The organism is Saccharopolyspora gloriosae, from assembly GCF_022828475.1.
GTDB classification, from domain to species: domain Bacteria; phylum Actinomycetota; class Actinomycetes; order Mycobacteriales; family Pseudonocardiaceae; genus Saccharopolyspora_C; species Saccharopolyspora_C gloriosae_A.
Genome location: NZ_CP059557.1, coordinates 4,111,522 through 4,134,632 on the forward strand (window position 1 = coordinate 4,111,522; position 23,111 = coordinate 4,134,632).

A 23,111-nucleotide genomic window follows, 5' to 3' on the forward strand; every position below is an offset into this window, starting at 1 on the left:
GAACGGATCAGAGGGCGCTCGAACACGCCCGCGAAGCGCGGCGATGAGCGAGTCACCCGGAGTCGGCTCGGGCCTCGCGGCGCGAACGGATTCACCGCTTTCGGGGACGTTCGCGACGGCGTTCGTCACCACGGGCATCCAAGACCGCATCGGGAGGCTGAACTCGAGAAACCGCCAGGACCGCGCACTGTCCACGGGAACAAACGAGCGCGGGCTGATCGTTGTTCAATGGGACCGTGACCGGTCCGCAGCGCCGACAGGAGGAACAACAGTGGAGTACCGCCAGCTGGGACGATCCGGACTGCGTGTCTCGACGCTGACCCTGGGAACGATGACCTTCGGCGGCGAAGGGAGATTCGGCGACCTGGGCAACACCGACGTCGACGGCGCCACGCGGCAGATCGATATGTGTTTGGACGCCGGTGTGAACCTGATCGACACGGCGAACATGTACTCGAACGGACTGTCCGAGCAAATCGTCGGCAAGGCGATCGCGAACAAGCGCGACAACGTGCTGCTGTCCACGAAGGTGCGATTCCCGATGGGCGACGGTCCCAACGACGCGGGGCTCTCGCGCCACCACATCATCACCCAGGCCGAGGCGAGCCTGCGTCGGCTCGACACCGACCACATCGACCTCTACCACGTCCACGAGTGGGACGGGCAGACCCCGCTGGAGGAGACCCTCGAAGCGCTGGACGCGCTGGTGCGCTCCGGCAAGGTCCGCTACCTCGGGGTGTCCAACTACGCCGGGTGGCAGCTGCTCAAGGCGCTCGGGGTGGCCGATCGGCTCGGCTACCAGCGGTTCGTGGCCAACCAGATCTACTACTCGCTGGAGAGCCGCGACGCCGAGTACGAACTGATCCCCGCCTCGATCGACCAGGGCCTGGGCGTGCTGGTGTGGAGTCCGCTGGCGGGCGGGCTGCTGTCCGGCAAGTACCGCCGCGGGCAGCAGGCCACCGAGGGCAGGCACCTCGCCCAGGAGTGGAACGAGCCGCCGATCCGCGACGAGGAGAAGCTCTACGACACCATCGAGGCCGTGGTGGACATCGCCGCGTCGCACAACGTCTCGGCTGCGCAGATCTCGCTGGCGTACCTGCTGCACAAGCCGGGTGTGACCTCGCTGGTGGTGGGTGCGCGCAAGGACGAGCAGCTGCGGGACAACCTCGGGGCCGCCGAGGTGAGCCTCACCGATGAGGAGGTCCAGCGGCTCGACAAGGTCAGCGCGCCCTGGCTGATCTACCCGCACTGGCACCAGTCCGCGGCCGCCCGGGACCGGTTCAGCGCCGCCGACCGCGCACTGCACGGCTGATCGCCCGCCCCGTCGACCGGTGAGCGCGCCGGTCGGCGGGGCGACCGGCGCAGCCGGAAACCGCTCTGGACGACGTCCTCAGTCGGCTGCCGGGATCTCCGCCGGCGGGGCCGTGGTCGAGCGAACCACCGGCCTCGGCGGTACCACCAGGGAACGCGGTTCCTCGCGGCCGCCGTCGAGTCGTTCGACCGCCGCCGCGACGGCGTGGGAAGCCTGCGCGGCCGCTTCCTGGCTCACGCTCGTCAGGTCCACGTGGGACAGCCGGGCGAGCGCGCTGTCGTCGTAGCCGATGACCGACACCCGCCCCACCCGAGCCACCTGTTCTGGCAGGGCATCGACCCGGTGGCGGCTGTGGAGCACCTCGGGCCGCTCGTGCGCCACGCCGCCGCCAAGGACACCCGCCTCAACGAAGCCAACCGGCGGGTGCACGGTGTGCTCGACGACCGGTTCCACCGGGTTCCCGCCGAACAGGCCACCTCGCTCGGCGGGCCACACACGCTCAACCGGTGGCCGGAGGACCCGAGCTGGGAGTTCGTGGCCGTCGGCCGGGGCCACGGCGAGGAATTCTGGACCCGGTTCCTGCGGGCGCTGGGGAAGGTGGACCCGTCGATCGCGGTGAACATCGAGCACGAGGACCTGGAACTGGGCCAACTCGAAGGCCTCCAAGTCGCGGCCGAACAGCTGAATTCGGCCGCGGCACTCTCGGGGTGGCCTGCATAGGTGTCCGGTAGCTGTTGTGTCTCGGGAGGTTGTGAACGGGGGACACGGGGCGGATGATCTTGGAATGAGTGAGGACCTCCGGGTTCGGTGTGGATCACGACATCTGCACCGAATACCTGGAGGTCCTCGTGTGTCACCGTAACGCTCCGTTGACTGAGACGGGCAGGCTGCGTCTGGCTCGGTGTGTCGTGGACGATCGCTGGCCGTTGCGGCGTGCGGCTGAGCGTTTCCAAGTCTCGCCCAGCACCGCGCAACGGTGGGCGGATCGGTATCGCACCGAGGGCGAGGCGGGGATGGCAGACCGGTCCTCGCGTCCGCATCACAGTCCGCGGCGCACTCCGTCGCGCACCGAGCGGCGGATCATCAAGGTCCGGGTGATCCGCCGGTGGGGGCCGGCACGGATCGCGTTTTTGCTGGGCTTGAACCCGGCTACCGTGCACCGAGTCTTGGGCCGCTACAGGCTGGCCCGGCTCGCACACCTGGACCGGGCCACCGGGCGGGTGATCCGCCGCTACGAGTACCCGCAGCCCGGCGGCCTCGTCCACGTCGACATCAAGAAAGTCGGCAACGTCCCCGACGGCGGCGGCAGCAAAGTCCTCGGCCGCCAGGCCGGCAGCCACAACAGCCAGGCCACCGTCACCGACCGCCGCCGCGCCGGCGGGAAGAAACCCGCCATCGGCTACAGCTACCTGCACAACGCCGTCGATGACCACTCGCGGCTTGCCTACACCGAAATCCTTCCCGACGAGACACGCGAAACCGCCGCCGCGTTCTGGCAACGAGCACACACATTCTTCACCGATGCCGGGATCACCGTGCTCCGAGTACTGACCGACAACGGCTCCTGCTACCGCTCCCACCTCTGGACCGCCACACTCACCGCCGCCGGCATCACACACCTCCGCACCCGCCCCTACCGACCCCAAACCAACGGCAAAGTCGAACGCTACAACCGCACCCTGCTCGACGAATGGGCCTACGCCCAGCTCTACCTCTCCGACACCGAACGCCGAAACGCCCTCCCACACTGGCTCCACACCTACAATCACCACCGCGGCCACACCGCACTCGGCGGCCACCCACCCGCCAGCCGCGTCCCCAACCTCACAAGACACAACAGGTAGCGGAACCTCAGTTGCTTCCTCGCTGCGGGATCATTTCCCCGAGTGGCTGCGCCAGGAGGGAAAATGGTGTCCTCGCGAGGAAGCAACTGAGCACCCGCCGGTGGTCCTTTTACTTCGGTGGTCACTGCTCATCGGCTTCGCCGCTGAGCAGACGAAGATCATTCCGTGCTGCCGCCCGTACCTCAGCCTGGCGTGTGTTCCCAGGAGTCTTGTTCGAGCAGCGTGCCGAGCCTGCGGACCGCGCGGTACTGGAGTGCGCGCACCGCGGCGCCGTCGCGCCCCATCCGTGCCGCCGTCTGTTCCACCGTCAGGCCGTGTGCGAAGCGAAGAACGAGGCAACGGTGCTGCGCTTCGCTGAGGTCGCCGGCCCGCGACCACAGCCGGTCGGCCATCAGGCGATCCAGCACCCGGTCCTCCAGCGTGTCCGTGCCGCAGCGGTTCGGATCGAAGTCGCCGGTGACGATCTCGCGACGGTGCCGTGCCGACTTCACGTGGTCCAGCAGCAGGTGCCGGGCGATGGTGACGAACCAGGCGCCCGGGTCGTTGCTGCCGCGGCGCACGGTTCCGATGCTGTGCAGCGCGCGGGCGAACGTCTCGTGCACCAGGTCCTCGACGGTGGAGAAGTCGGTGATCCGCGCGTAGAGGAAGTTCCCGACCAGGTGCCGGTACCGCTCGTAGAGCCTGCCGAACGCGACGGTGTCGCCGCGCTGGGCGTCTTCGATCAGTCGCCACGCCGCGTCTCCGGACAACGCGTCCGGTTCGCGCATCGTGGCGGTCATGTCGTCCTCCCGGTGAGCTGATCGGTCGCCGCGGACCGATCGACCGGTTCTGCCGCCGGAGCCGCCGCGCGGTTCGCCTCCGAGGCGGCGGGAAATCCGGCCGGTGCCGGTAACAAGCGCGCCCCGGTGCGCCACCGGTCGCCGACGATGGCGACCACCGCGAACGGCGTGTACTGGAGCGGCCACGGCAGCACCCGCACCGTGCGGCCCACGACGCGCCCCAGCCGGCGAAGCCTGCGCTGGTCGGCCTCGGTCCAGCCGATGCCCAACCGTTCCCGGAGTTCCGGCGGCAGACCGCCGACGGTGGTCAGCCACATGATCTTCCCGGCCGGTCGCGCGAACAGGTTCCACAGCGGGGGCGGGATCCACTTCGACGGCGGCGCCGGATGGGTCAGTTCCGCCAGCACGTCCCTGGTCGATTCCGTCGCCTCCAGCCGATCGCGGACGATCCGGTGGAACCAGTCCTGCGCGGCGGCCCAATCAGCGGGCAGGTGGTGGTCCTTGATGTGCAGCGCGCGGCCGACTTCGCGGAACTCCTGCCACATCCGCTCGGTCTCCTCGGCGGTCATCGGGTCACCGAACACCCGGGCCGTGTCGACCATGAACTGGGCGAGCGTGAAGTGCACCCACGCGTAAGCCTCGGGGTTGAGCGCGTGGTAGCGGCGGCCTGCGCCGTCGACGCCCTTGATGTCCTTGTGCAGCTCGCGCAGCCGGTCGCCCTCGTACGCGGCACCGGGTCGCATGCCGTAGATGAACCGCATGGTCGACAGGTGGGTGCGCACCGCACGCCGCCAAGGCGCTGACTTGAACTCGGAGTGCTCCAGCACGCCCGCGCCCACCACGGGGTGCGCGACTTGCAGCAGAAGTCCCGTGCCCGCCAGGAACAGGCCGGGTAGGTGGCCGAATCTGCGCCACGTCACCGAGTCCGCTCCGAGGGGCCGCCTGTTCTCGACGGTGTCCTTCATTGCGCGCCTCCACGATCGACGGTGATCCGGGGAAGGGTCGGCGCACCGAGCACCCGAGCAATCCGACGTGCCCTCATCCGCCCGATGCGATGCGAATTACGATTAACATAAGCACCCCCGGCGAAGACCGTCAAGAACGCCTGCGCTCGCCCCTGGCGGGCAAAGCGTGCAAGTGTAAGGTCGGCACCCGACCGCGCTTCGAGCAACGGAGGTATCACTCATGGCATCTCCGGGCACTCGGAGCACCAAGGCCGGGGCCGCCTCGTCCCGGCTGCGCACCGACGACCGCAAGGCGCAGATCTCGGCCATCGCCGCCGAACTGTTCAGCGAACGCGGTTACCACGGCGTCGGGCTCGGCGAGATCGCCTCGGCCGCCGGGATCACCGGCCCGGCGATCTACCGGCACTTCCCCAACAAACAAGGAATCCTGGCGCACGCCGCCCGCGAGTTCGCCGCCGCGCTCAGCTCCTGCGCGCAGGAGGCCGACGCCGCACCCGGCAGCGACGAGGAGAAGCTCCGCGCCGTGGTACGAGCGGTCACCGCACTCGTGGTGCGCCGCCGCGGCAGCATCCGGCTCTACCAGTGGGAAGCCCGCCACCTCGCCGACGGTGATCGCGCCGAGGTGGCGCGCTCGCTGCGAACGCTGATCTCCGTGGTCGCTCATCGACTCGGCGCCGTGCGCCCGGAACTGCCGGAGACCACTGCCCGGCTGCAGGCTTCGGCCGCGCTCAGCGCCGTCGCCAGCTGGTCCACGCACCGGGTGGCGCTCAGCGACCGGGCCGCCGAGGAAACGTTGCGCTCGGCGGCCTCCGTCGTGCTGGCGGCCGATCCGCCCGCGGCGCCGCGCACTCCGGTCGCACCCGTCGGCCCCGCCGTTTCCACGCTGGCGGCTCGCCGCGAGAAGCTGCTCGCCGCCGCCGTGCCCCTGTTCCGCAAGCAGGGTTTCCACACGGTGAGCATGGAAGAGATCGGCACCGCCGCAGGCATCAACGCCTCCAGCGTCTACCGCCACTTCAGCGGCAAGGCCGATCTGCTCGCCGCCGTGTACTACCGCGCCGCCGACCGGCTCGCGGTGGCCACCGGACAGGCCTTGGACGACGCGGGCGACGCCGCGACCGCGCTGCGCGGGCTCGTCGGCGCCTACATCGATTTCGCCTTCGGCAACCGGGATCTGCTCGCGATTTACCTGTCGGAGTACCGGAATCTGCCCACCGACGACCGGCACGCCCTGCGACGTGCCCAGCGCGACCACATCCGGCAGTGGGTGACGCTGACCGGGCAGGTGCGGCCCGGCGCACGCCACCCGCAGGTCACGGTGCAAGCGGCGCTGAACGTGATCAACGATCTGGCGATGCCGACCACACCGCTGGCCGCCCCCGAACAGGCCGCCCACCTCGCCTTGGACGTCCTGCATTCCGCCTGACCCGATCGCCCTTGGTCGCGGCCACGAATCCGACTCGGTGAGTTGTGAAGCAGCACTCGCACCTCAATGCCGCGCGTTCCGGCAGCAGATCCTCCCCAATTCCGCTTGTTTCACCTGGTTGCCGGATCGTTTCTTGCCACTAAGTTAATCGCGATTTACAGTGCTCGCAGCGGCGGCCACCCGGCGGGCGGCCGCCGCCGTCCACTCCCCCAGGGACTACGTCCGGCCCCGCGCAGACCATCCCGGAAGGAACGACACCCATGCCTCGAGTCCTCAGCGACGAGCGACGCGACTTCGTCCAGGCGATCGCCGAATTCTGCCGTCGCGAGTGCGGCACCAAGCAGCAGCGCGACGAACTCACCGGAAACGGCGAGCACCCGCACAACCAGGACCTCTACGGCAAGATGGCCGAGCTGGACTGGCTGGGCGTGTACATCCCGGAGGAGTACGGCGGCGCCGGACTCGGCATGACCGAGCTGTGCCTGTTCCTGGAGGAGACCGCGTACGGCCGCGCCCCGATCGGCGGTTTCGCGACCACCATCATCTCCGCAGCGGCCTACGCGAAATTCGGCTCGGAGAAGCAGAAGCGCACCGTCCTCGAAGGTGTCGTCGCGGGCCGCCTCGAAGCGGTCTCCATGTCCGAACCGGGCGCCGGATCCGATGTGGGCGCGCTCAGCTGCAAGGCCGAGCGGCGCGACGGCGGCTGGGTGATCAACGGGCAGAAGACGTGGTGCTCCAACGCGCACATCTCCGATCACATCCTGCTCACCGTCCGCACCACGCCCGGAGGCACCAAGCACGAAGGCCTCACCCAGTTCATGGTGCCCACCGACGCGCCCGGCCTGGAGATCCACGGCATCGACACGATGGGCGGGCGCGAGGTCAACGACCTGTACTTCACCGACTGCTTCCTGCCCGACGACGCGGTGGTCGGAACCGTGGACCAGGGCTGGAAGCAGCTCATGGCGGGGCTGAACCTGGAACGGATGATCCTGGCGGCGCTGATGCTGGGCACCGCGCGCCGCGCGTTCGACGACACCGTCGCCTACGTGAAGGAACGCGAGCAGTTCGGCAGGCCCATCGGCACCTTCCAAGCGCTGCGGCACCGGATCGCCGACATGGCAACGGAATTGGAGTGCGCCCGCCTGCTGCTCGACGACGTGGCCCGGCAGATCGACGCGGAACCGGACAAGACCTTCCCCCGCGAGGCGTCGATGGCGAAGCTCAAGTGCACCGAGCTCGCCAAGCACGTGTCGCTGGAGGGCATGCAGATGCTCGGCGGATACGGCTACGCCACCGAATACGGCATGGAGGCGCTGCTGCGCTCCACCGTTGTGTCCACAGTGTACGGAGGGACCAGCGAGATCCAGCGCGACATCATCGGCAAGACCTACGGGCTGTGAGGGACCAATGACCGAGACGACGACGTCCGCCACCGGCATCACCACCGATCGGCTGCGCTCCACCAATCCCGCCGACGGCACGCTGGTGGCCGAGTTCGACGTCGATGGCCCGCAGCAGGTCGCCGCCGCCGTCGGCCGGGCACGCGAGGCCGCCGTCTGGTGGAGCGGGCTGAGCTTCCGGGACCGCGAGCGGCACCTGCTCCGGTGGGCCGCGCACCTGACCCGGCACGCCGAGGAACTCGCCGAACTCACCCGGTCCGAGAACGGCAAGCCGCACGACGACGCCTACCTGGAGCTCACGCTCACCTTGGAGCACATCCGGTGGGCGGCCAAGCACGCCCGGTCCGTGCTCCGGACGCGGTCGGTGTCGCCGGGATTGCTGATGGCCAACCACGCGGCGTCGGTCGAGCAACGCCCGTTGGGCGTGGTCGGCGTGATCGGGCCGTGGAACTACCCGCTGTTCACGCCGAACGGCTCGATCGCGTACGCGCTGGCAGCGGGCAACGCGGTGGTGTTCAAGCCCAGTGAGCACACCCCTGCCGTGGGGAGGTTCTACGCCGAGGCGTTCGCCGCGGCGAACCCCGAGGCGCCGGCCGGAGTCCTCGAGGTGATCCAGGGCGACGGCGCGACCGGTGCGGCGCTGTGCCGGGCCGGGGTGGACAAGCTCGCGTTCACCGGCTCGACCGCCACCGGGAAGAAGATCATGGCCTCGTGCGCGGAGTCGCTTACTCCGGTGCTGGTGGAGTGCGGCGGCAAGGACGCGTTGATCGTCGCCGCGGACGCCGACGTGCGCGCCGCCGCCGACGCCGCGGTGTGGGGAGCCGTGTCCAACAGCGGCCAGACCTGCGTCGGAGTGGAGCGGATCTACGTGGTCCGCTCGGTGCGCGAACCGTTCCTCGCGGAGGTGGAGCGTCGGCTGCGCCAGGTGCGGGCGGGCACCGACTACGGGCCGATGACGGTGCCGTCGCAAGTGGACATCGTGCGCGGGCACATCGACGACGCGCTGGCCAACGGGGCCACGGCCGTCGTCGGCGGCGCGGACTCGGTGCGAGCGCCGTACGTGGACCCGGTGCTGCTGGTCGACGCCGACGAGGACTCCGCCGCGGTGCGGGAGGAAACGTTCGGGCCGACGGTCACGGTGCGCACCGTGGAGTCCGTCGACGAAGCGGTGCGGCTGACCAACGCCACCGAGTACGGCCTGGCGGCCACGGTGTTCTCCCGCAAGCACGGCCTGGACATCGCGCGGCGCATCCGGGCCGGGGCGACCTCGGTCAACGCGGTGCTCGGGTTCGCCGGCGTGTCGTCGTTGCCGTTCGGCGGGGTCGGCGATTCCGGCTTCGGGCGCATCCACGGTGCGGAGGGATTGTTGGAGTTCAGCCGCTCGCACTCGCTGACGCGGCAGCGGTTCGCGCTGCCCGGCATGGCGCTGATGAGCTTCGACCGCACCGCGTCGACGATGCGCACGATCAAGCGCATCGTCGCCTTCCGCCACGGCCGCGCCAAGTGACGCCGCGCGACGCGGGCGTAGTGCGCGCCTAGCGACTTCGCGGGCGGGCGCTTTTTCGGAGTGAACGGACCGTTCGTCCAATCCGATGAGGCGAACGGTCCGTTCACTCCGAACCGAACCGCACGATCGCGGCCGCCGCGTCGGCCTCGGCGGCACCGGATCCGGGAGTGAACGGACCGTTCGTCCAACTGGATTGGACGAACGGTCCGTTCACTCATCAAGGAGCGTTTCGCCGCGCTGGAGGGATCAGCTGGGCTGAGCCACCACGTAGTCCTCCTGGATCGGCTCGCCGTCGAGGAAGCGGCGCACCGAATCCTGGATTCCCGCCGCGTAGCGCTGTTGGGCTTCCAGGGTGGTTCCGGAGACATGCGGTGTCATCGCGTGACCGGGCATGGTGCGCCACGGGTGGTCCGCCGGGGCGGGCTGCGGGTACCAGACGTCGCCGGCGTAACCGCCGAGGTGCCCGCTTTCGAGCACGTCCACCAGCGCGTCGGTGTCCACGATTTGGCCGCGCGCGATGTTCACCAGCCACGATCCGGGCCGCATGGACCGCAACCGCTGCTCGTCGAACAGCCCCTTCGTCTCCGCGGTCAGCGGGCAGGACAGCACGATCGCGTCGGACTGCGCCACCAGATCGTCGAGGTGCTTGAACCGCGCGCCGAACACCGCTTCCTGGGTGGTGCTGCGGCGGTGCTTGGTGTTGTAGAGGACCTTCACGTCGAATCCCTTGAGCCGCAGCGCGATCCGCTGCCCGATCTGGCCCATGCCGATGATGCCGACGGTCTTGTCCTCGATGTCGTGGGAGCCGGCCGCGATGTCGGCGATGTCCCACCTGCCGTCCACCACCTGCTGGTAGGCGGGGATGTAGTTGCGCACCAGGGTGAGCAGTTGCATCACCGCGTGCTCGGCGACGCTGACCACGTTGCTGCCGGTGACCTCGGCGACGGTGATGCCGAGCTCGACGGCGGTATCGGTGTCGACGTGGTCGGAGCCGACCCCGGCGGTCAGGACGAGCCTGAGGCGCCGCGCACCGCGCAGGTCGTCCGCGGACAGGTACGTCGGCCAGAACGGGGTCGTGATGAACGCGTCGGCGTCCACGAGGTGCTCCCGCGCGCGGTCCCGGTCGCTGAGAACGACGAGCTCGTGCCCTTCGGCCTCCAGCATCTTCGCCAAGCCCAAGGCTCCCTCGGTGCTGCCGAGCAGTTCCAGACCGGAGTGGTCGACGTGCCGTTCGGTGGGGCCGGGGTAGAGCACAGCAACGAATTTCACGGCCGTCTCCTTCAGCGTCGGTGTCCTCGACGCCCACCGGTTACCCGCACCTCGCCGATCAACACCGGCCCGCGGACGGTCGAGCGCCGATCGGTCCGATCCCGCCGGTCCGGAGCACAACGGCCGGCGCTCGCCGCGCCTCTCCTCCGCTGCGGTGTTGCCTCGGCCCCGGGATTGATTTCACTGGACACTGAAGCCATTTGAGCGACAGAGATGTTGCGCCGACCGCCGTTCACCCCCGTCCGCGGACTCGACGCCGGTCGAGCCCGCGGGCCGAAGCGAGGTCAGGCGGTGACGGCTCCGATGAAGGAGGCCGCGGGCGGGAGCTGCGGGAGCAGGGTGGCCTGGTACGCGTGGTACAGGTCGGGCTTGCCCTCCCAGACCGTGGCGGCGGGCTGGTTGTGCTCGTCGAGTTCGTGGTGCCAGGAGCCGAGTTCGCGGTCCACGAAGTGGTGCTCGGCGTGCTCGGCCCAGGTGGCGAACCAGCGGGCGTACTCCTCGTCGCCGGTCGCCTGGTGCAGTGCCCAGGCGGTCGCCAAGGACTCGGCGATCACCCAGTGCAGCCGGTTGCGCACGACCGGGGCGCCGTCGAAGTCCGTGGTGTAGACGAAGCCCTCGGCGCCGTCCACGTTCCAACCGTCGCGGACCGCGGTCGCGAACAACGCCCGAGCGTCGTCGAGCAGCCAGGCGGGGGCCTCCGCGCCCAGCGCGTGCCGGACGTGCAGCGCGAGGCGGGACCACTCCAGCAGGTGCCCGATGGTCACTCCGTACGGGCGGAACTGGTCGGCGGGCTTGTCCCGGTTGTAGTCGAGCCGCACGTTCCAGTTCGGGTCGAAGTGCTCGGGCAGCCGCCAGTCGTTCGCGCGGGCGAAGCCGTGGACGACGTTCTCCACGATGCGCGCGGCGCGGTCGGACCAGCGGCGATCACCGGTCACGTCGGCGGCCGCCAGCAGCGCCTCCACGGTGTGCATGTTGGCGTTGACGCCCCGATAGGGTTCCAGCTCGCTCCAGGTGCGGTCCCAGGAGTCGGCGACGAGGCCGAACTCTTCTTGCCAGAAGCGGGAATCGAACACTTCGAGCGCCTCGTCGAGCAGTTCGCGTCCGCCTTCGGCGCCGATCGCGGCGGCGCTGGCGGCGGCCAGCAGGACGAAGGCGTGCTCGTAGGCGCCCTTGTGGTCGGCGACCGGTCCGGCCGCGGTCGCGGAGGCGAACCAGCCGCCGTTCTCGTCGTCGTGCAGCAGTCCGCGCAGCGCGGCGACGCCGTGCTCGACGCGCGGCCGCGCACCGTCCCGGCCTCGTGCGACGGCGAGCGCGAGCACGTGCGTGGTGCGGCAGGTGATCCACGTTTCCACCGGCCGCTCCGGCACCGGCGCACCGGCGGAGTCCAGCCAAGCGAAACCACCGTCCGGGTGGGCCGCGTCCCCGGCGAACGCGAGTACCCGTTCCGGCTCGGCACGCACCCATTCCGGCACGAACGCCTGCGATTGCTCAGTCACGACGGCTACCTTCCGACGATTCGGGCGCGCTGCCCACCTTCGATCCGGCCGGTCCCGCGCGGGACGGCCAGTGGTTCGGACGACCAGCCTTGCACAGCGAATCACCCGGACACCACGCGCCCGCCGGGCCTGCGGACACCTGAGGTGAATGCCTCATTCGCCCGGGTTCTAGCGGTCCTTGCAACGCCTTGGATTTGAGGGGTTGTGGGGGTCGTGGTTGTTGCGGGGTTGAAGGCGTGGTTTTTCGAGGTGTTGGAGGGTGAAGGGGGCTGTATTGCGGGTGCTGCTCGGGTGGCCGGGGTGGCTCCTGCGACGGCGTTCGGGTGGGCGAAGAGGGCGGGTGTTCGTGGTCGTGGGAAACCGGGCAGGCGTGGGCATCCCGGCCGGGCGGTCTACGACGAGTTGCGTGGGTCCGGGGTGTCGAGGCGGGATGCTGCGGCACGGGTCGGGGTGCATGTGCGCACTGCCGCTGATTGGGATCGGGGGATCCGCAAGATCGGTGATGCCCGGGTGCACCCGGACGGGCACAGGATCGACTACAACACCGCTGTGACTAGTGGATCAGTGTTGTCGTTGGCGGTGGTCGAAGCTGAGCTGCACCCCCGGTTTTTGACGGTGACGGAACGGGAAACGATCGCTGACTTGTGGCGGCAGGGCGAGTCGTTGCGGGCGATCGGGCGTGTTTTGGGCCGGTCGCCCTCCACGGTCAAACGCGAGATCGACAACCGCAGCGTCGCCGGCGAATATCAGCCGCACCGGGCGCAGCGGGCATGGGCCGCCAGCCGCGCACGCCCGAAGGCCTCCAAACTCGCCCAACACGGCCCGTTACGCGACTACGTCACCGCCGGCCTGCAGCAACGATGGTCACCAGAGCAAATCTGTCACGCTCTGGTCACCGAGTTCCCCGACGACGAAGGCATGCGGGTGAGTCCCGAAACGATCTACCAAGCCATCTACATCCAGGCACGAGGCGGGTTACGGCGCGAACTCGCCGACGCGCTGCGCACCGGACGCACCCGCCGCGCACTACACCGCAGCCCCGAACAGCGCACGCCCCGATTCGACGACATGGTGATGATCTCCGAACGCCCACCACAGATCGAAGACCGGGCCGTGCCCGGCCACTGGGAAGGCGACCTGATCGTCGGCACCCGCAACGAAAGCGCGATCGTGACCCTGGTCGAACGCTCCACCCGCTACGTCCTGCTCGGACACCTGCCCGGCAGACACACCGCCGAAGCCGTCCGCGACGTCCTGATCCCCCTGATCAAAACCCTGCCCGAACACCTCCGCGGCTCCCTGACCTGGGACCAAGGCTGCGAAATGGCCGCACACAAACAGTTCACCATCACCACCGGAGTCCCGGTCTACTTCTGCGACCCCCACTCACCCTGGCAACGCGGAACGAACGAGAACACCAACGGACTCCTGCGCCAATACTTCCCCAAAGGCACCGACCTCCGCATCCACAGCCCCGAAGACCTCGAACACGTCGCCCAACAACTCAACAACCGACCACGCAAAACACTCGGCTGGCACACCCCAGCCCAACGCCTCCGTGATCTACTCACCACCACATAAACCATCAGGCGTTGCGACCACCACAAGAATCCGCCCACCCCTATCGGTCGAAGGGACCTTTCACGCCAGTGGCGATACGGAGTGAAAGGTCCCTTCGACCGGTGGGGCCGGGTGGCGGGCGCCGCCCCGGAGCGTGCCGGGTCAGAAGGCCGAGTAGCCGCCGTCGAGCGTGATCGTGTCGGCGGTGTGGAAGGCGCTGGCAGGGCTTGCCAGGTAGACCGCGAGCGCGCCGAAGTCGTCCGGGGAGCCCCACCGACCGACGGGCATGCGCGGCAGCACGCGCCGCTGGAACGGCTCCGAGTTCAGCGCAGGGTCGGCCATCGGCGTGCTCACCCAGCCGGGCAGCACCGCGTTGGCGCGGATCCGGTGCCGGGACAGCTCGATCGCGATGGACTTGATCATCGCGATCAGGGCGCCCTTGCTCGCCGAGTACGCCTGCCCGCGCGGCTGACCCTGCACCGCGGCGAGGCTCGCCGTGCCGACGAGGCTGCCGCCTTCGCCCTGCTCCACCATCCGAGCGGCGGCGGCGCGCAAGGTGAGGAACGCACCGTCCAGGTTGACGCTGGTGACGCGGTGGAACTCGGCCAGATCCGTCTCCAGGAACCGGGTTCCCGCGCCGCCCACCCCGGCGTTGGCGAAGCACGAGTCGAGCCGCCCGAAGTGGTCGACGAGCCGCGCCATGGCGTGCCCGACCTGGTCCTCATCGGAGACGTCGCAGCGCACGGCCAGCACGTCGGTGCCGTGACGGCCGAGTCGTTCGGCGGCGTCGGCGTTGCGCTGCTCGTTGGTTCCCCACAGGCACACACCCGCGCCGGCGGCGGCGAGCGCGTCGCCCATGGCCAGCCCGATTCCGGAGTTGCCGCCGGTGATCAGCGCGACGTGGCCGCCGAGGTCGAACGGTGCGGACTCAGGCATCGTCTTTCCCGTCCGGGTCGGTGAATTCGGGGGTTCGCTCGCCGAAGGCGGCTTGCACGGCTTCGACCTGGTTGGGAGTGCCGAGCAGCGCGGCCAGCGCCCGCTGTTCGGCGGCGAGGCCCTCTTCGAGATCGACCCGACCGGCGGCGTCGAGCAGGTGCTTCGCGTGCCGCACGGCGTGCGGGTTCTTGCTCGCGATCTCCGCCGCGAGTTCGCGGGCCGCCGCTGCCGGGTCGTCGGCGAGTTTCGTTGCCAGGCCCAGCGACACGGCTTCCGCTCCCCGACGATGCGGCCGGTGAAGGTCAGCTCCTTCGCCACGTCGCGGCCGACGAGTTCGGGCAGCACTTGGGTGCCGGTCATGTCCGGGACGAGCCCCCATTTGATCTCCAGCACGGACAGCCGGGATTCGGGGCCGACGATTCTGATGTCCGCCCCCAACGCCACCTGCAGTCCGCCGCCGTAGGCCACGCCGTGGACGGCGGCGATCACCGGAACCCGCAGGTGACGCCACACGTGCACGGCCTGCTGACCGAGTGCCTTCGCAGGCCCGATCGGCGGATGCGGGGTGTGGCCACCGAGGCCGTCGCCGCCCGCCATGGCGCGGAAAGATTCGAAGTCCAGGCCCGCGCAGAACGATCGCCCCTCGCCGCTGAGCACCACGGCCCGCACCCGCGGCTCCGCGTGCAGTCGCATGCCGGTCTCGGCCAGTGCGCTGAACATCTCCGGGTCGAGCGCGTTGAGCTTGTCCGGCCGGTTCAACCGCACCTGCGCCACCCCGTCGGCGATGGTGCAGGACACGCGCTGCTGCGCAGGATCGGTCAAGGCTCCTCCTCGCATGCGGGGCCGTGCAACACGGCCACCACCTGCGGCTGCGCACGGGTTCTCGTCACCGTAATCCCAGCCCACACGGGCAGTCAAGACTGACTGCTACGGCATCCGAAGTCCACAAGGGACACTCGCGAGATCGTCCTTGTCGGCGGCGGGCGGTAGTCGTATCGTCGGATCCCGTTCGCTCCAGGGACGGTCTCGCCACCGTCCTCCGATCCGCGGTCCCGGACGGCCGCCTGCTTGCACGAGCACCGAGGAGAGCGATGGACTTCACCCTGCCGGACGAGCTGGTGCGATTGCTCGGCGAACTCGACACCTTCGTCGACTCCGAGATCCGGCCGCTGCAAGAACAGGACGACAACGCGCGCTTCTTCGACCACCGCCGGGAATTCGCCCGCACCGACGTCGAAGCGGGCGGCACTCCGCACCCCGAGTGGGAGGCGTTGCTGGCGGAGATGTTCCGCCGAGCGGACGCGGCCGGATGGCTGCGCTACGGCCTGCCGGAGTCCGTCGGCGGCAGCGGCGGCAACAACCTCGACATGGCCGTGATCCGCGAGCACCTCGCCGCGAAAGGACTCGGGCTGCACAACGATCTGCAGAACGAGTCCTCAGTGGTCGGCAACTTCCCGTTCGTGCACATGTTCCTGGAATTCGGCACCGAAGCGCAGCGCCACGAGTTCATCGAAGGAATGATCACGCATCGCAAGCGGGTCGCGTTCGGGCTCACCGAACCCGACCACGGCAGCGACGCGACCTGGCTGGAGACCACGGCCGTCCGCGACGGTGACGACTGGATCATCAACGGCGGCAAGCGGTTCAACTCCGGACTGCACTCCGCGACCCACGACGTGATCTTCGCCCGCACCTCCGGCGACGGCGCGCGGGGCATCACCGCGTTCATCGTGCCCACCGACGCGCCCGGCTTCTCCGTCGACTTCCACTGGTGGACGTTGAACATGCCCACCGATCACGCCGAGGTGACGCTGCGGGACGTGCGAGTCCCCGGCTCGGCGGTGTTCGGCGAGGTGGGCGCCGGGCTCGCGCTGGCCCAGCACTTCGTGCACGAGAACCGGATCCGGCAGGCCGCTTCCGGAGTGGGGGCCGCGCAGTTCTGCATCGACCGCAGCGTCGCCTACGCCCGCGACCGGATCACCTTCGGGCAGCCGCTCGCGCAACGCCAAGCCGTGCAGTGGCCGCTGGTGGAGCTGCACACCGAGGCGGCGCTGGTGCGCACGCTCGTGCAGCGCACCGCGTGGGAGCTCGACCGCACCCCGCATTACCAGATCAGCGACCGGGTCTCGATGTGCAACTACCGCGCGAATCGGCTGGTCTGCGACGCGGCCGACCGTGCGATGCAGGTGCACGGCGGGCTCGGCTACACCCGGCACGAACCGTTCGAGCACATCTACCGCCACCACCGGCGCTATCGGATCACCGAGGGCGCCGAGGAGATCCAGCTGCGCAAGATCGCCGGGTACCTGTTCGGCTATGCCGGTCCGAGGCGGACGGGCTGAGGCGGGTGCGACATGTCCACAGCGAGCGAACAACTCCGCATCAGCCTCACCGCCAGGCTCACCGAAGTGCTCGGTACGGCGGTAGAGGTGTCCGCCCCGGAACGGCTCACCGGCGGCGCGAGCCGGGAGACCTGGACGTTCCGCGCTACGACCGCCACCGCCGGCTACCCGCTGATCCTGCGTCGTGATCCGCCGGGCTACGACCGGCCGGAGTCGATGGGCGTGGAGGCCGCTGTGATCGCCGCCGCGGCCCGCTGCGGCGTGCCCGTGCCCGCGTTGCTCGACCACGACTCCGATCCGGCGGTGCTCGGGGCGCCGTACCTGATCAGCGAGAACGTCCCGGGCGAAACGATTCCGCGGCGGCTGCTGCGGGAACCGGAGTTCGATCAGGTGCGCCCGACGCTGGCCGCCGAGCTCGGCCGGGTGCTCGCCCGCGTCCACCGCATCCCGCCCGAACAGGTTCCCGGTCTGACCGGGCCGGACCCGCTGGCCGCGTTGGAGGCCGACCACGCGCGGCACGCCGAACCGCTGCCCGCGCTGGAGCTCGGCCTCCGGTGGCTGCGGGAGAACCGGCCGCCTCCGGCCGGAGATGTCGTGGTGCACGGGGATTTCCGCAACGGCAACCTCATCGTCGGTGCTGACGGCTTGCGCGCGGTGCTCGATTGGGAGCTGGTGCACCGGGGCGACCCGCTGGAGGACCTGGGGTGGCTGTGCGTCAAGGCCTGGCGGTTCGCCTCCGCCGCGCCGGTCGGCGGGTTCGGGGAACGCGCGGATCTGCTCGCCGGATACGCCGAGGAAGCGGGCTGGGCACCGGACCCGGCGGCGGTGCACTGGTGGGAGGTGTACGGGACGGCGAAGTGGGCCGTCGGCTGCCGCGACATGGCCCGGCGGCACCTGACCGGCACCGATGGCTCGGTGGAACTCGCCGCGATTGGCAGGCGAGTGTGCGAGCAGGAGCACGATTTGCTGCTGGCACTGGGAATTCCGGCGGCCCCGGCCGACGCCGAGCCACCGGATGTGCCGGAGCCCGCACTGCACGGGCGCCCCACGGCGACTGAACTGGTCGCGGCGGTGGCCGAGTTCCTGCGCACCGATGCGCGGCCCGCGCTGGACGGACGCAGCCGGTTCCACGCGCTGGTCGCCGAGAACGTGCTGGGCACGGTCGAACGCGAACTGCGGCTCGGGCCTGAGCAGCAGCGGCGGCGGCAGGACCGGCTGGCCGCGCTCGGCTACCGCGACGAGGCCGAGCTCGCCGCCGCGATCCGGGCCGGAGCCGACGGCGCCGAGATCCTCGCCGCCTTGCGCGAAGGCGTCACCGACCGCTTGCTGGTAGCCAATCCTCGCTATCTCGAGAACCCATGAGGAGCCCGTCCAACGTGGCCGTTGGCCTCGTCCCGGCAGCGGCTGAACCGCTGAGGAACCAGGCGGCCACCAGCGGGTCCCGGGTGTTTCCTCGCGAGGACGGCGATCTCGCTCGTGGCGGGGCCGCTCGCCACATCGACCCCGCCGCGAGGGAACACCCTGGGTTGCGCCGAATCGACCCCGAAGCAGAAGACCGCCCCGTGAAAGGAGTTCTCACCCATGCCCGAACTCACCGCCGTCGCCGACGGGCTGCGATTCCCCGAAGGCCCCGTCGCGCTCGACGATGGCTCCGTGCTGGTCGTGGAGATCCGGCGCGGCACGCTGTCCCGGGTCGCCACGGACGGGTCGGTCTCGGTGCTCGCGGACTGCGGTGGCGGGCCGAACGGCGCGGCCATCGGCCCGGACGGCGCAGTGTACGTGTGCAACAACGGTGGATTCGTCTGGCACGACCGGGAAGAAATCACCCTCCCCGGTGGTCAGCCCGACGACTACATCGGTGGCCGCATCCAGCGCGTCACCTTCGACGGCACCGTCACCGACCTCTACACCGAAGTGGACGGCCATCCCTTGCGCGGGCCGAACGACCTCGTCTTCGACGCCCACGGCGGGTTCTACTTCACCGACCTCGGCAAGACCCGCGACCGGGACATGGACCTGGGCGGCCTGTACTACGCGCTGCCCGACGGTTCCGGCGTGGAGGAGATCGTCCACCCGCTCCAACAACCCAACGGAGTCGGCCTGTCCCCGGACGGTGACCGCGTGTACGTCGCCGAAACGGGGCCGGGACGCGTGTGGTGCTGGGACGTCACCGGACCCGGCCGAGTGCGCGGACCGGCGGGCGGCGCCGGTGCGCGGCACGCGAAGCTGCTGCACGGCTTCGCCGGGGCGCAGATGCTCGACTCGCTGGCGGTGGACTCGGCGGGCAACGTGTGCGTGGCGACGCTGAACACCGGCGCGATCACGGTGCTCAGCCCGGACGGGGAGATCGTCGACGTAGTGCCGGTCCCGGTGCCGGATCCGATGGTCACCAACATCTGCTTCGGCGGACCCGACCTGCGCACGGCTTACATCACTTCCTCCGGCCGCGGAGTCCTCTACCGCACAGAATGGCCCCGCCCCGGCCTTGGGCGGTTCGTTGGTTGAGGGGTGGTGGCCTGCGTAGGTGTCCGGGTAGCGGAACCTCAGGTGCTTGCTCGCTGCGAGATCTTTCCCAAGTGGGTCCGCCACGAGGGAAAGGGCCGTCCACGCGAGGAAACACCTGAGAACCCGCGCAGTGCTGGTTGCTCCGGCCGGTCGCTGCTCATCGGCTTCGCCGCCGACAGGACGAGGATCAAAGATCACTCCGCCCCGGCATGACCGCCGCGGGCACGCCGGCCTTCGCCGAATGGTCGTGGCCGCGAACTCCGTCCCGGCCTAGCGTGGGACCTGACTACTAGTGAGGTGTTCGGCAGTGCGTGAACGCGCCATCCGCATCGGCGATTTCTCCGGGTACCTGGGCGACCGATTCACCGCCGTGGACGAGGCACTGGCCGGTGATCCGGTGGACGTGCTGATCGGCGACTACCTCGCGGAGATCACCCTCGCGGCGCTGTCGGTGCGCTACCGGCGGGATCCGGCGCGCGGCTACGTGGAGTACTTCGTCGACCAGCTGCGCCCGCACCTGCCGACGCTCGCCGAACGCGGCGTCAAGGTCGTCACCAACGCGGGCGGATTCCACCCCGCCGCCCTGGCCACCGCGTTGCGCGAACTCATCGCCGCCGAAGGCGTCGCGTTGCGCGTCGCGCACGTCGAGGGCGACAACGTGCTCGACCGGCTGCCCGGATACGAGGCCGCCGGACACCGCCTGGAGAACCTCGACTCCGGTGCCGCGCTGGACGAGTGGGCCGCCCGGCCGATGGCCGCGAACGCCTACCTCGGCGGCTGGGGCATCGCCGAAGCGCTCACCGGCGGAGCCGACATCGTGGTGTGCGGTCGCGTCACCGACGCCTCGCTGACCACCGGCCCCGCCGCGTGGTGGCACGGCTGGGGACGCGAGGACTGGGACGCGCTGGCCGGGGCGGTGCTGGCCGGGCACATCATCGAGTGCGGCCCGCACGCCACCGGCGGCAACTTCTCGGGGTTCACCCGGGTGCCGGGCATGCTGGTACCGGGCTTCCCCATCGCCGAGATCGACGCGGCGGGCCACAGCGTCATCACCAAGCACACCCACGACGGCGGCACCGTCACCACCGACACGGTCACCGCACAGATCGTCTACGAGATCCAAGGCCCGACCTACCTGAACCCCGACGTCACCGTGCACCTCGACGAGGTCGCGCTGGAGCTCGTGGGGCCGGACCGGGTGCGAGTCTCCGGGACCACCGGCTCTCCGCCGTCGCCGACGACGAAGGTCGCGGTGTTCGGCCAGCTCGGGCATCAGGTGGTCAACACGGTGTTCGTGACCGGTTTGGACGTCGACGCGAAGGTCGACCTGCTGCGCGCCCAGATCGGCCGCGCCCTCCCGGACGGCATCACCGACCTGGACGTCACCCGGATCGGCACCGCCGCGACCGATCCGGCCACGCAGTGGGACGCGACGGTCGGCCTGCGGGTGATGGCGACGGCCGTGGACAAGGAGCCGCTGGAGCGGTTCGACGCGGCGGCGCGGCTCGGATCTCTTTACCTGCAGAGCATTCCCGGCTATTTCCACGACGGCGGTGCCGGGCTCACCTCCACCCCGCGACCGCGCATCGACTACTGGCCTGCGCTGCTGCCGATGTCCGAAGTGCCGCACCGGGTCGTGCTCCCGGACGATTCCATCGTGGACGTCAAGCCGCCCGCGCTCACCGAGCGAGCCGGTCCGCAGCCCGCGCATCCGGAACCCGCGGTGTCGAGCACCGGCGAGACCAGGTCGGCGCCGTTGGGGTTGCTGGCGCACGCGCGCAGCGGCGACAAGGGCGGCAACAGCAACGTCGGCATCTGGGTCGGTGACGACCGGGCCTGGCCCTGGCTGCGGGAAACCCTGTCCACCGCCGCGCTGCGCGAACTGATGCCGGAGTGCGCAGGCCTGGACGTCGTGCGCCACGAGTTCCCGAACCTGCGCGCGGTGCACTTCGTGCTGCGCGGCCTGCTCGGCACCGGCGGATCCTCGAACCTGCGCGTCGACCAGGTCGGCAAGGCCGTCGGCGAGTACCTGCGCGCGAAACACGTGACCATCCCGGTGAAACTGCTGCCGGGCGAAGGAGGCAATCATGTCGCTGACTGACCGCGTCGCGAAGGCCGTGAACGAGCCGGCCACCTCGGACGCGTTCGACCCGCACGCCGAACTCGAGGAAGTGCTCGGCGGAGTGGGGATGAGCGCGGGCGACTCCGGCGGTTCCATCACGTTCCACGGCGCCGACCCGGTGGTGCCCAGCACGCTGCGCCTCGGGGGCGGTTCGGCGATCGCGCTGGCCGCGAAGTCGGCGGCGGTGGCGAAGTTGTGGCGGCTGCGGGGCGGCGACGGCCAGGACATCGAGGTGGACCTGCGGTCCGCACCGCACCGGCTGTGCCCGTTCTACGACCGCAAGTGGGAGCTGCTCAACGGGTATCCGGCGGCCTCGGCGGCGAACCCGTCGAACGCGCTCGGTTTCGCCTTCTACCGCACCGCCGACGACCGGTGGATGATGCCGCTCAACCCCTACCCGAAGATCAAGATCGCGGCGCAGAAGCTGCTCGGCGTCCCCGACGACGCCGAGGCCGTCGCGAACGCCATCTCCCGCTGGAACGGCCTCGACCTGGAGAACGCCGCCGTGGAAGCCGGCACCGTGCTGCCCATGCTGCGCAGCACCGAGGAACTCCTCGCCGAGCGGCACTACCAAGAGGCGCTCGCGGACATGCCGCTGGTCGAGATCACCAAGATCGGCGAGAGCGAACCGGAACCGCTCACCGGCGGCGACTCCCCGCTGGACGGAATCCGCGCGCTCGGCATGGGCCACGTGATCGCCGGAGCGGGCGTCGGGCGTTCGCTCGCACTGCACGGCGCGGACGTGCTGAACCTGTGGCGCCCCAACGAACTGGAGCACGACACCACCTACGTCACCGCGAACGTCGGCGCCCGTTCTTCCGTCATCGACCCGTACGAACCCGAAGGCGCACAACGGATTCGCGGGCTGCTCGCCGACGCGGACGTGTTCTTCGCGAACCGCCGCCCCGGCTACCTCGGCTCCATCGGCCTGTCCCCCGAGCAGGCCGCCGAGACCCGCCCCGGCATCATCCACGCCACCACCACGCTCAACGGCGAGCGCGGCCCGTGGGCCGGACGGGTCGGATTCGATCAGACCGCGGGCAGCCTCACCGGCATGATGAACCTCGAAGGCGACGGCGAAATCCCTGGCCTGCCACCGATTCTGGTGGTCAACGACTACATCGTGTCCTGGCTGCTGGCCACCGGAGTCACCGAAGCGCTGGCTCGCCGCGCCACCGAGGGCGGCAGCTACCGGGTGCACGTTTCGCTCACCCGCGCCGCGCTGTGGATCCTCAGCATGGGCGTGTTCGACAAGCAGTACGCGCAGGCCACCGCGGGCAGCGAGGCACGGCACGCGTACCTCGATCCGGAGACCTTCACCGCCGAGACTCCGCTGGGGCACTACCAGGGCGTCACCGACCAGGTCCGGATGTCGGCGACGCCCGGGCACTACCGCACGGTGCTCGTGCCACGTGGTTCTTCCCGGCCGGAGTGGCCGGCGCGCTCGGAATGAGCTCCGCAGGTGTCCGGGTAGCGGAATCTCAGCGGCTTCCTCGCCTGCCGGGTGTGGCCGCGATTTCTCGTGTATGTCCGTACACGGCGACATCGCCGTCCTCGCGAGGAAGTCGCTGAGAAGCCGCCGGTGGTCATCTTGCCTGGGTGGTCACTGCCCATCGGCTTCGCCGCTACCAAGACGATGATCAAAAGA

18 protein-coding genes are annotated in these 23,111 nt (G+C 69.9%); 12 read left to right on the plus strand and 6 right to left on the minus strand.

The genetic code is table 11. The features are described from left to right. Positions 1-271 precede the first annotated feature (271 nt). Positions 272-1,312, plus strand: a complete 1,041-nt coding sequence (locus H2Q94_RS17745; protein ID WP_243788308.1) for an aldo/keto reductase — start codon at positions 272-274, stop codon at positions 1,310-1,312. A 78-nt stretch (positions 1,313-1,390) separates the two neighbouring features. Here H2Q94_RS17745 and H2Q94_RS17750 read toward each other — a convergent pair whose 3' ends face one another. Next, positions 1,391-1,621: a substrate-binding domain-containing protein gene (locus H2Q94_RS17750; RefSeq protein ID WP_243788309.1), complete on the minus strand. Its 231-nt coding sequence runs from the start codon at positions 1,619-1,621 to the stop codon at positions 1,391-1,393. 33 nt (positions 1,622-1,654) lie between these two features. On the opposite strand from H2Q94_RS17750, the gene H2Q94_RS17755 reads away from it, so the two are divergent. After that, on the plus strand, positions 1,655-2,032 hold the full coding sequence (locus H2Q94_RS17755) for a hypothetical protein (RefSeq protein ID WP_243788310.1): 378 nt from the start codon (positions 1,655-1,657) through the stop codon (positions 2,030-2,032). Positions 2,033-2,160: 128 nt separating this feature from the next. Beyond that, on the plus strand, positions 2,161-3,156 hold the full coding sequence (locus H2Q94_RS17760) for an IS481 family transposase (protein ID WP_243795475.1): 996 nt from the start codon (positions 2,161-2,163) through the stop codon (positions 3,154-3,156). A gap of 182 nt (positions 3,157-3,338) precedes the next feature. Here the strand turns inward: H2Q94_RS17760 and H2Q94_RS17765 are convergent, their stop codons facing one another. Both H2Q94_RS17765 and H2Q94_RS17770 read right to left on the minus strand, forming a co-directional pair. After that, complete coding sequence (locus tag H2Q94_RS17765; protein WP_243788311.1) at positions 3,339-3,935, minus strand: sigma-70 family RNA polymerase sigma factor; 597 nt, start codon at positions 3,933-3,935, stop codon at positions 3,339-3,341. Then, on the minus strand, positions 3,932-4,900 hold the full coding sequence (locus H2Q94_RS17770) for an oxygenase MpaB family protein (protein ID WP_243788312.1): 969 nt from the start codon (positions 4,898-4,900) through the stop codon (positions 3,932-3,934). Before H2Q94_RS17770 ends, H2Q94_RS17765 begins: the two co-directional genes overlap by 4 nt. Before the next feature lie 220 nt (positions 4,901-5,120). On the opposite strand from H2Q94_RS17770, the gene H2Q94_RS17775 reads away from it, so the two are divergent. The 3 genes from H2Q94_RS17775 to H2Q94_RS17785 all read left to right on the plus strand — a co-directional run bounded on the left by H2Q94_RS17775 (position 5,121) and on the right by H2Q94_RS17785 (position 9,233). Continuing rightward, on the plus strand, positions 5,121-6,323 hold the full coding sequence (locus H2Q94_RS17775; RefSeq protein ID WP_243788313.1) for a TetR/AcrR family transcriptional regulator: 1,203 nt from the start codon (positions 5,121-5,123) through the stop codon (positions 6,321-6,323). 260 nt (positions 6,324-6,583) lie between these two features. After that, positions 6,584-7,726 (plus strand): acyl-CoA dehydrogenase family protein, encoded by a 1,143-nt coding sequence (locus H2Q94_RS17780; protein ID WP_243788314.1) that lies wholly within the window; start codon positions 6,584-6,586, stop codon positions 7,724-7,726. A 7-nt stretch (positions 7,727-7,733) separates the two neighbouring features. Beyond that, positions 7,734-9,233 (plus strand): aldehyde dehydrogenase family protein, encoded by a 1,500-nt coding sequence (locus H2Q94_RS17785; RefSeq protein WP_243788315.1) that lies wholly within the window; start codon positions 7,734-7,736, stop codon positions 9,231-9,233. 246 nt (positions 9,234-9,479) lie between these two features. Here H2Q94_RS17785 and H2Q94_RS17790 read toward each other — a convergent pair whose 3' ends face one another. Both H2Q94_RS17790 and H2Q94_RS17795 read right to left on the minus strand, forming a co-directional pair. Beyond that, the gene (locus H2Q94_RS17790) at positions 9,480-10,502 is read right to left on the minus strand and encodes an NAD-dependent formate dehydrogenase (protein WP_243788316.1); all 1,023 of its coding nucleotides are present in this window, start codon (positions 10,500-10,502) and stop codon (positions 9,480-9,482) included. Between the two features lie 284 nt (positions 10,503-10,786). Then, positions 10,787-11,998 carry an AGE family epimerase/isomerase gene (locus H2Q94_RS17795; RefSeq protein ID WP_243788317.1) on the minus strand — a complete coding sequence of 404 codons (1,212 nt, stop codon included), beginning with the start codon at positions 11,996-11,998 and terminating at the stop codon, positions 10,787-10,789. Positions 11,999-12,415: 417 nt separating this feature from the next. On the opposite strand from H2Q94_RS17795, the gene H2Q94_RS17800 reads away from it, so the two are divergent. Next, entirely contained in the window at positions 12,416-13,579 is a 1,164-nt protein-coding gene (locus H2Q94_RS17800; protein ID WP_243795630.1) for an IS30 family transposase, read from the plus strand. A 141-nt stretch (positions 13,580-13,720) separates the two neighbouring features. Here H2Q94_RS17800 and H2Q94_RS17805 read toward each other — a convergent pair whose 3' ends face one another. Further along, complete coding sequence (locus H2Q94_RS17805) at positions 13,721-15,316, minus strand: SDR family oxidoreductase (protein WP_243788318.1); 1,596 nt, start codon at positions 15,314-15,316, stop codon at positions 13,721-13,723. A gap of 269 nt (positions 15,317-15,585) precedes the next feature. Here H2Q94_RS17805 and H2Q94_RS17810 point away from each other — a divergent pair, with 269 nt between their 5' ends. The 5 genes from H2Q94_RS17810 (at position 15,586) to H2Q94_RS17830 (ending at position 22,916) form a co-directional block, all read left to right on the plus strand. After that, on the plus strand, positions 15,586-16,836 hold the full coding sequence (locus H2Q94_RS17810; RefSeq protein ID WP_243788319.1) for an acyl-CoA dehydrogenase family protein: 1,251 nt from the start codon (positions 15,586-15,588) through the stop codon (positions 16,834-16,836). 12 nt (positions 16,837-16,848) lie between these two features. Further along, positions 16,849-18,198: a phosphotransferase family protein gene (locus H2Q94_RS17815; protein WP_243788320.1), complete on the plus strand. Its 1,350-nt coding sequence runs from the start codon at positions 16,849-16,851 to the stop codon at positions 18,196-18,198. A gap of 219 nt (positions 18,199-18,417) precedes the next feature. After that, a complete protein-coding gene (locus H2Q94_RS17820; protein ID WP_243788321.1) occupies positions 18,418-19,341 on the plus strand; it encodes an SMP-30/gluconolactonase/LRE family protein in 924 nt (307 codons plus the stop codon). 307 nt (positions 19,342-19,648) lie between these two features. Then, complete coding sequence (locus tag H2Q94_RS17825) at positions 19,649-21,442, plus strand: acyclic terpene utilization AtuA family protein (RefSeq protein ID WP_243788322.1); 1,794 nt, start codon at positions 19,649-19,651, stop codon at positions 21,440-21,442. Continuing rightward, the gene (locus H2Q94_RS17830) at positions 21,429-22,916 is read left to right on the plus strand and encodes a CoA transferase (RefSeq protein WP_243788323.1); all 1,488 of its coding nucleotides are present in this window, start codon (positions 21,429-21,431) and stop codon (positions 22,914-22,916) included. Before H2Q94_RS17825 ends, H2Q94_RS17830 begins: the two co-directional genes overlap by 14 nt. The last annotated feature ends 195 nt before the right edge of the window (positions 22,917-23,111 follow it).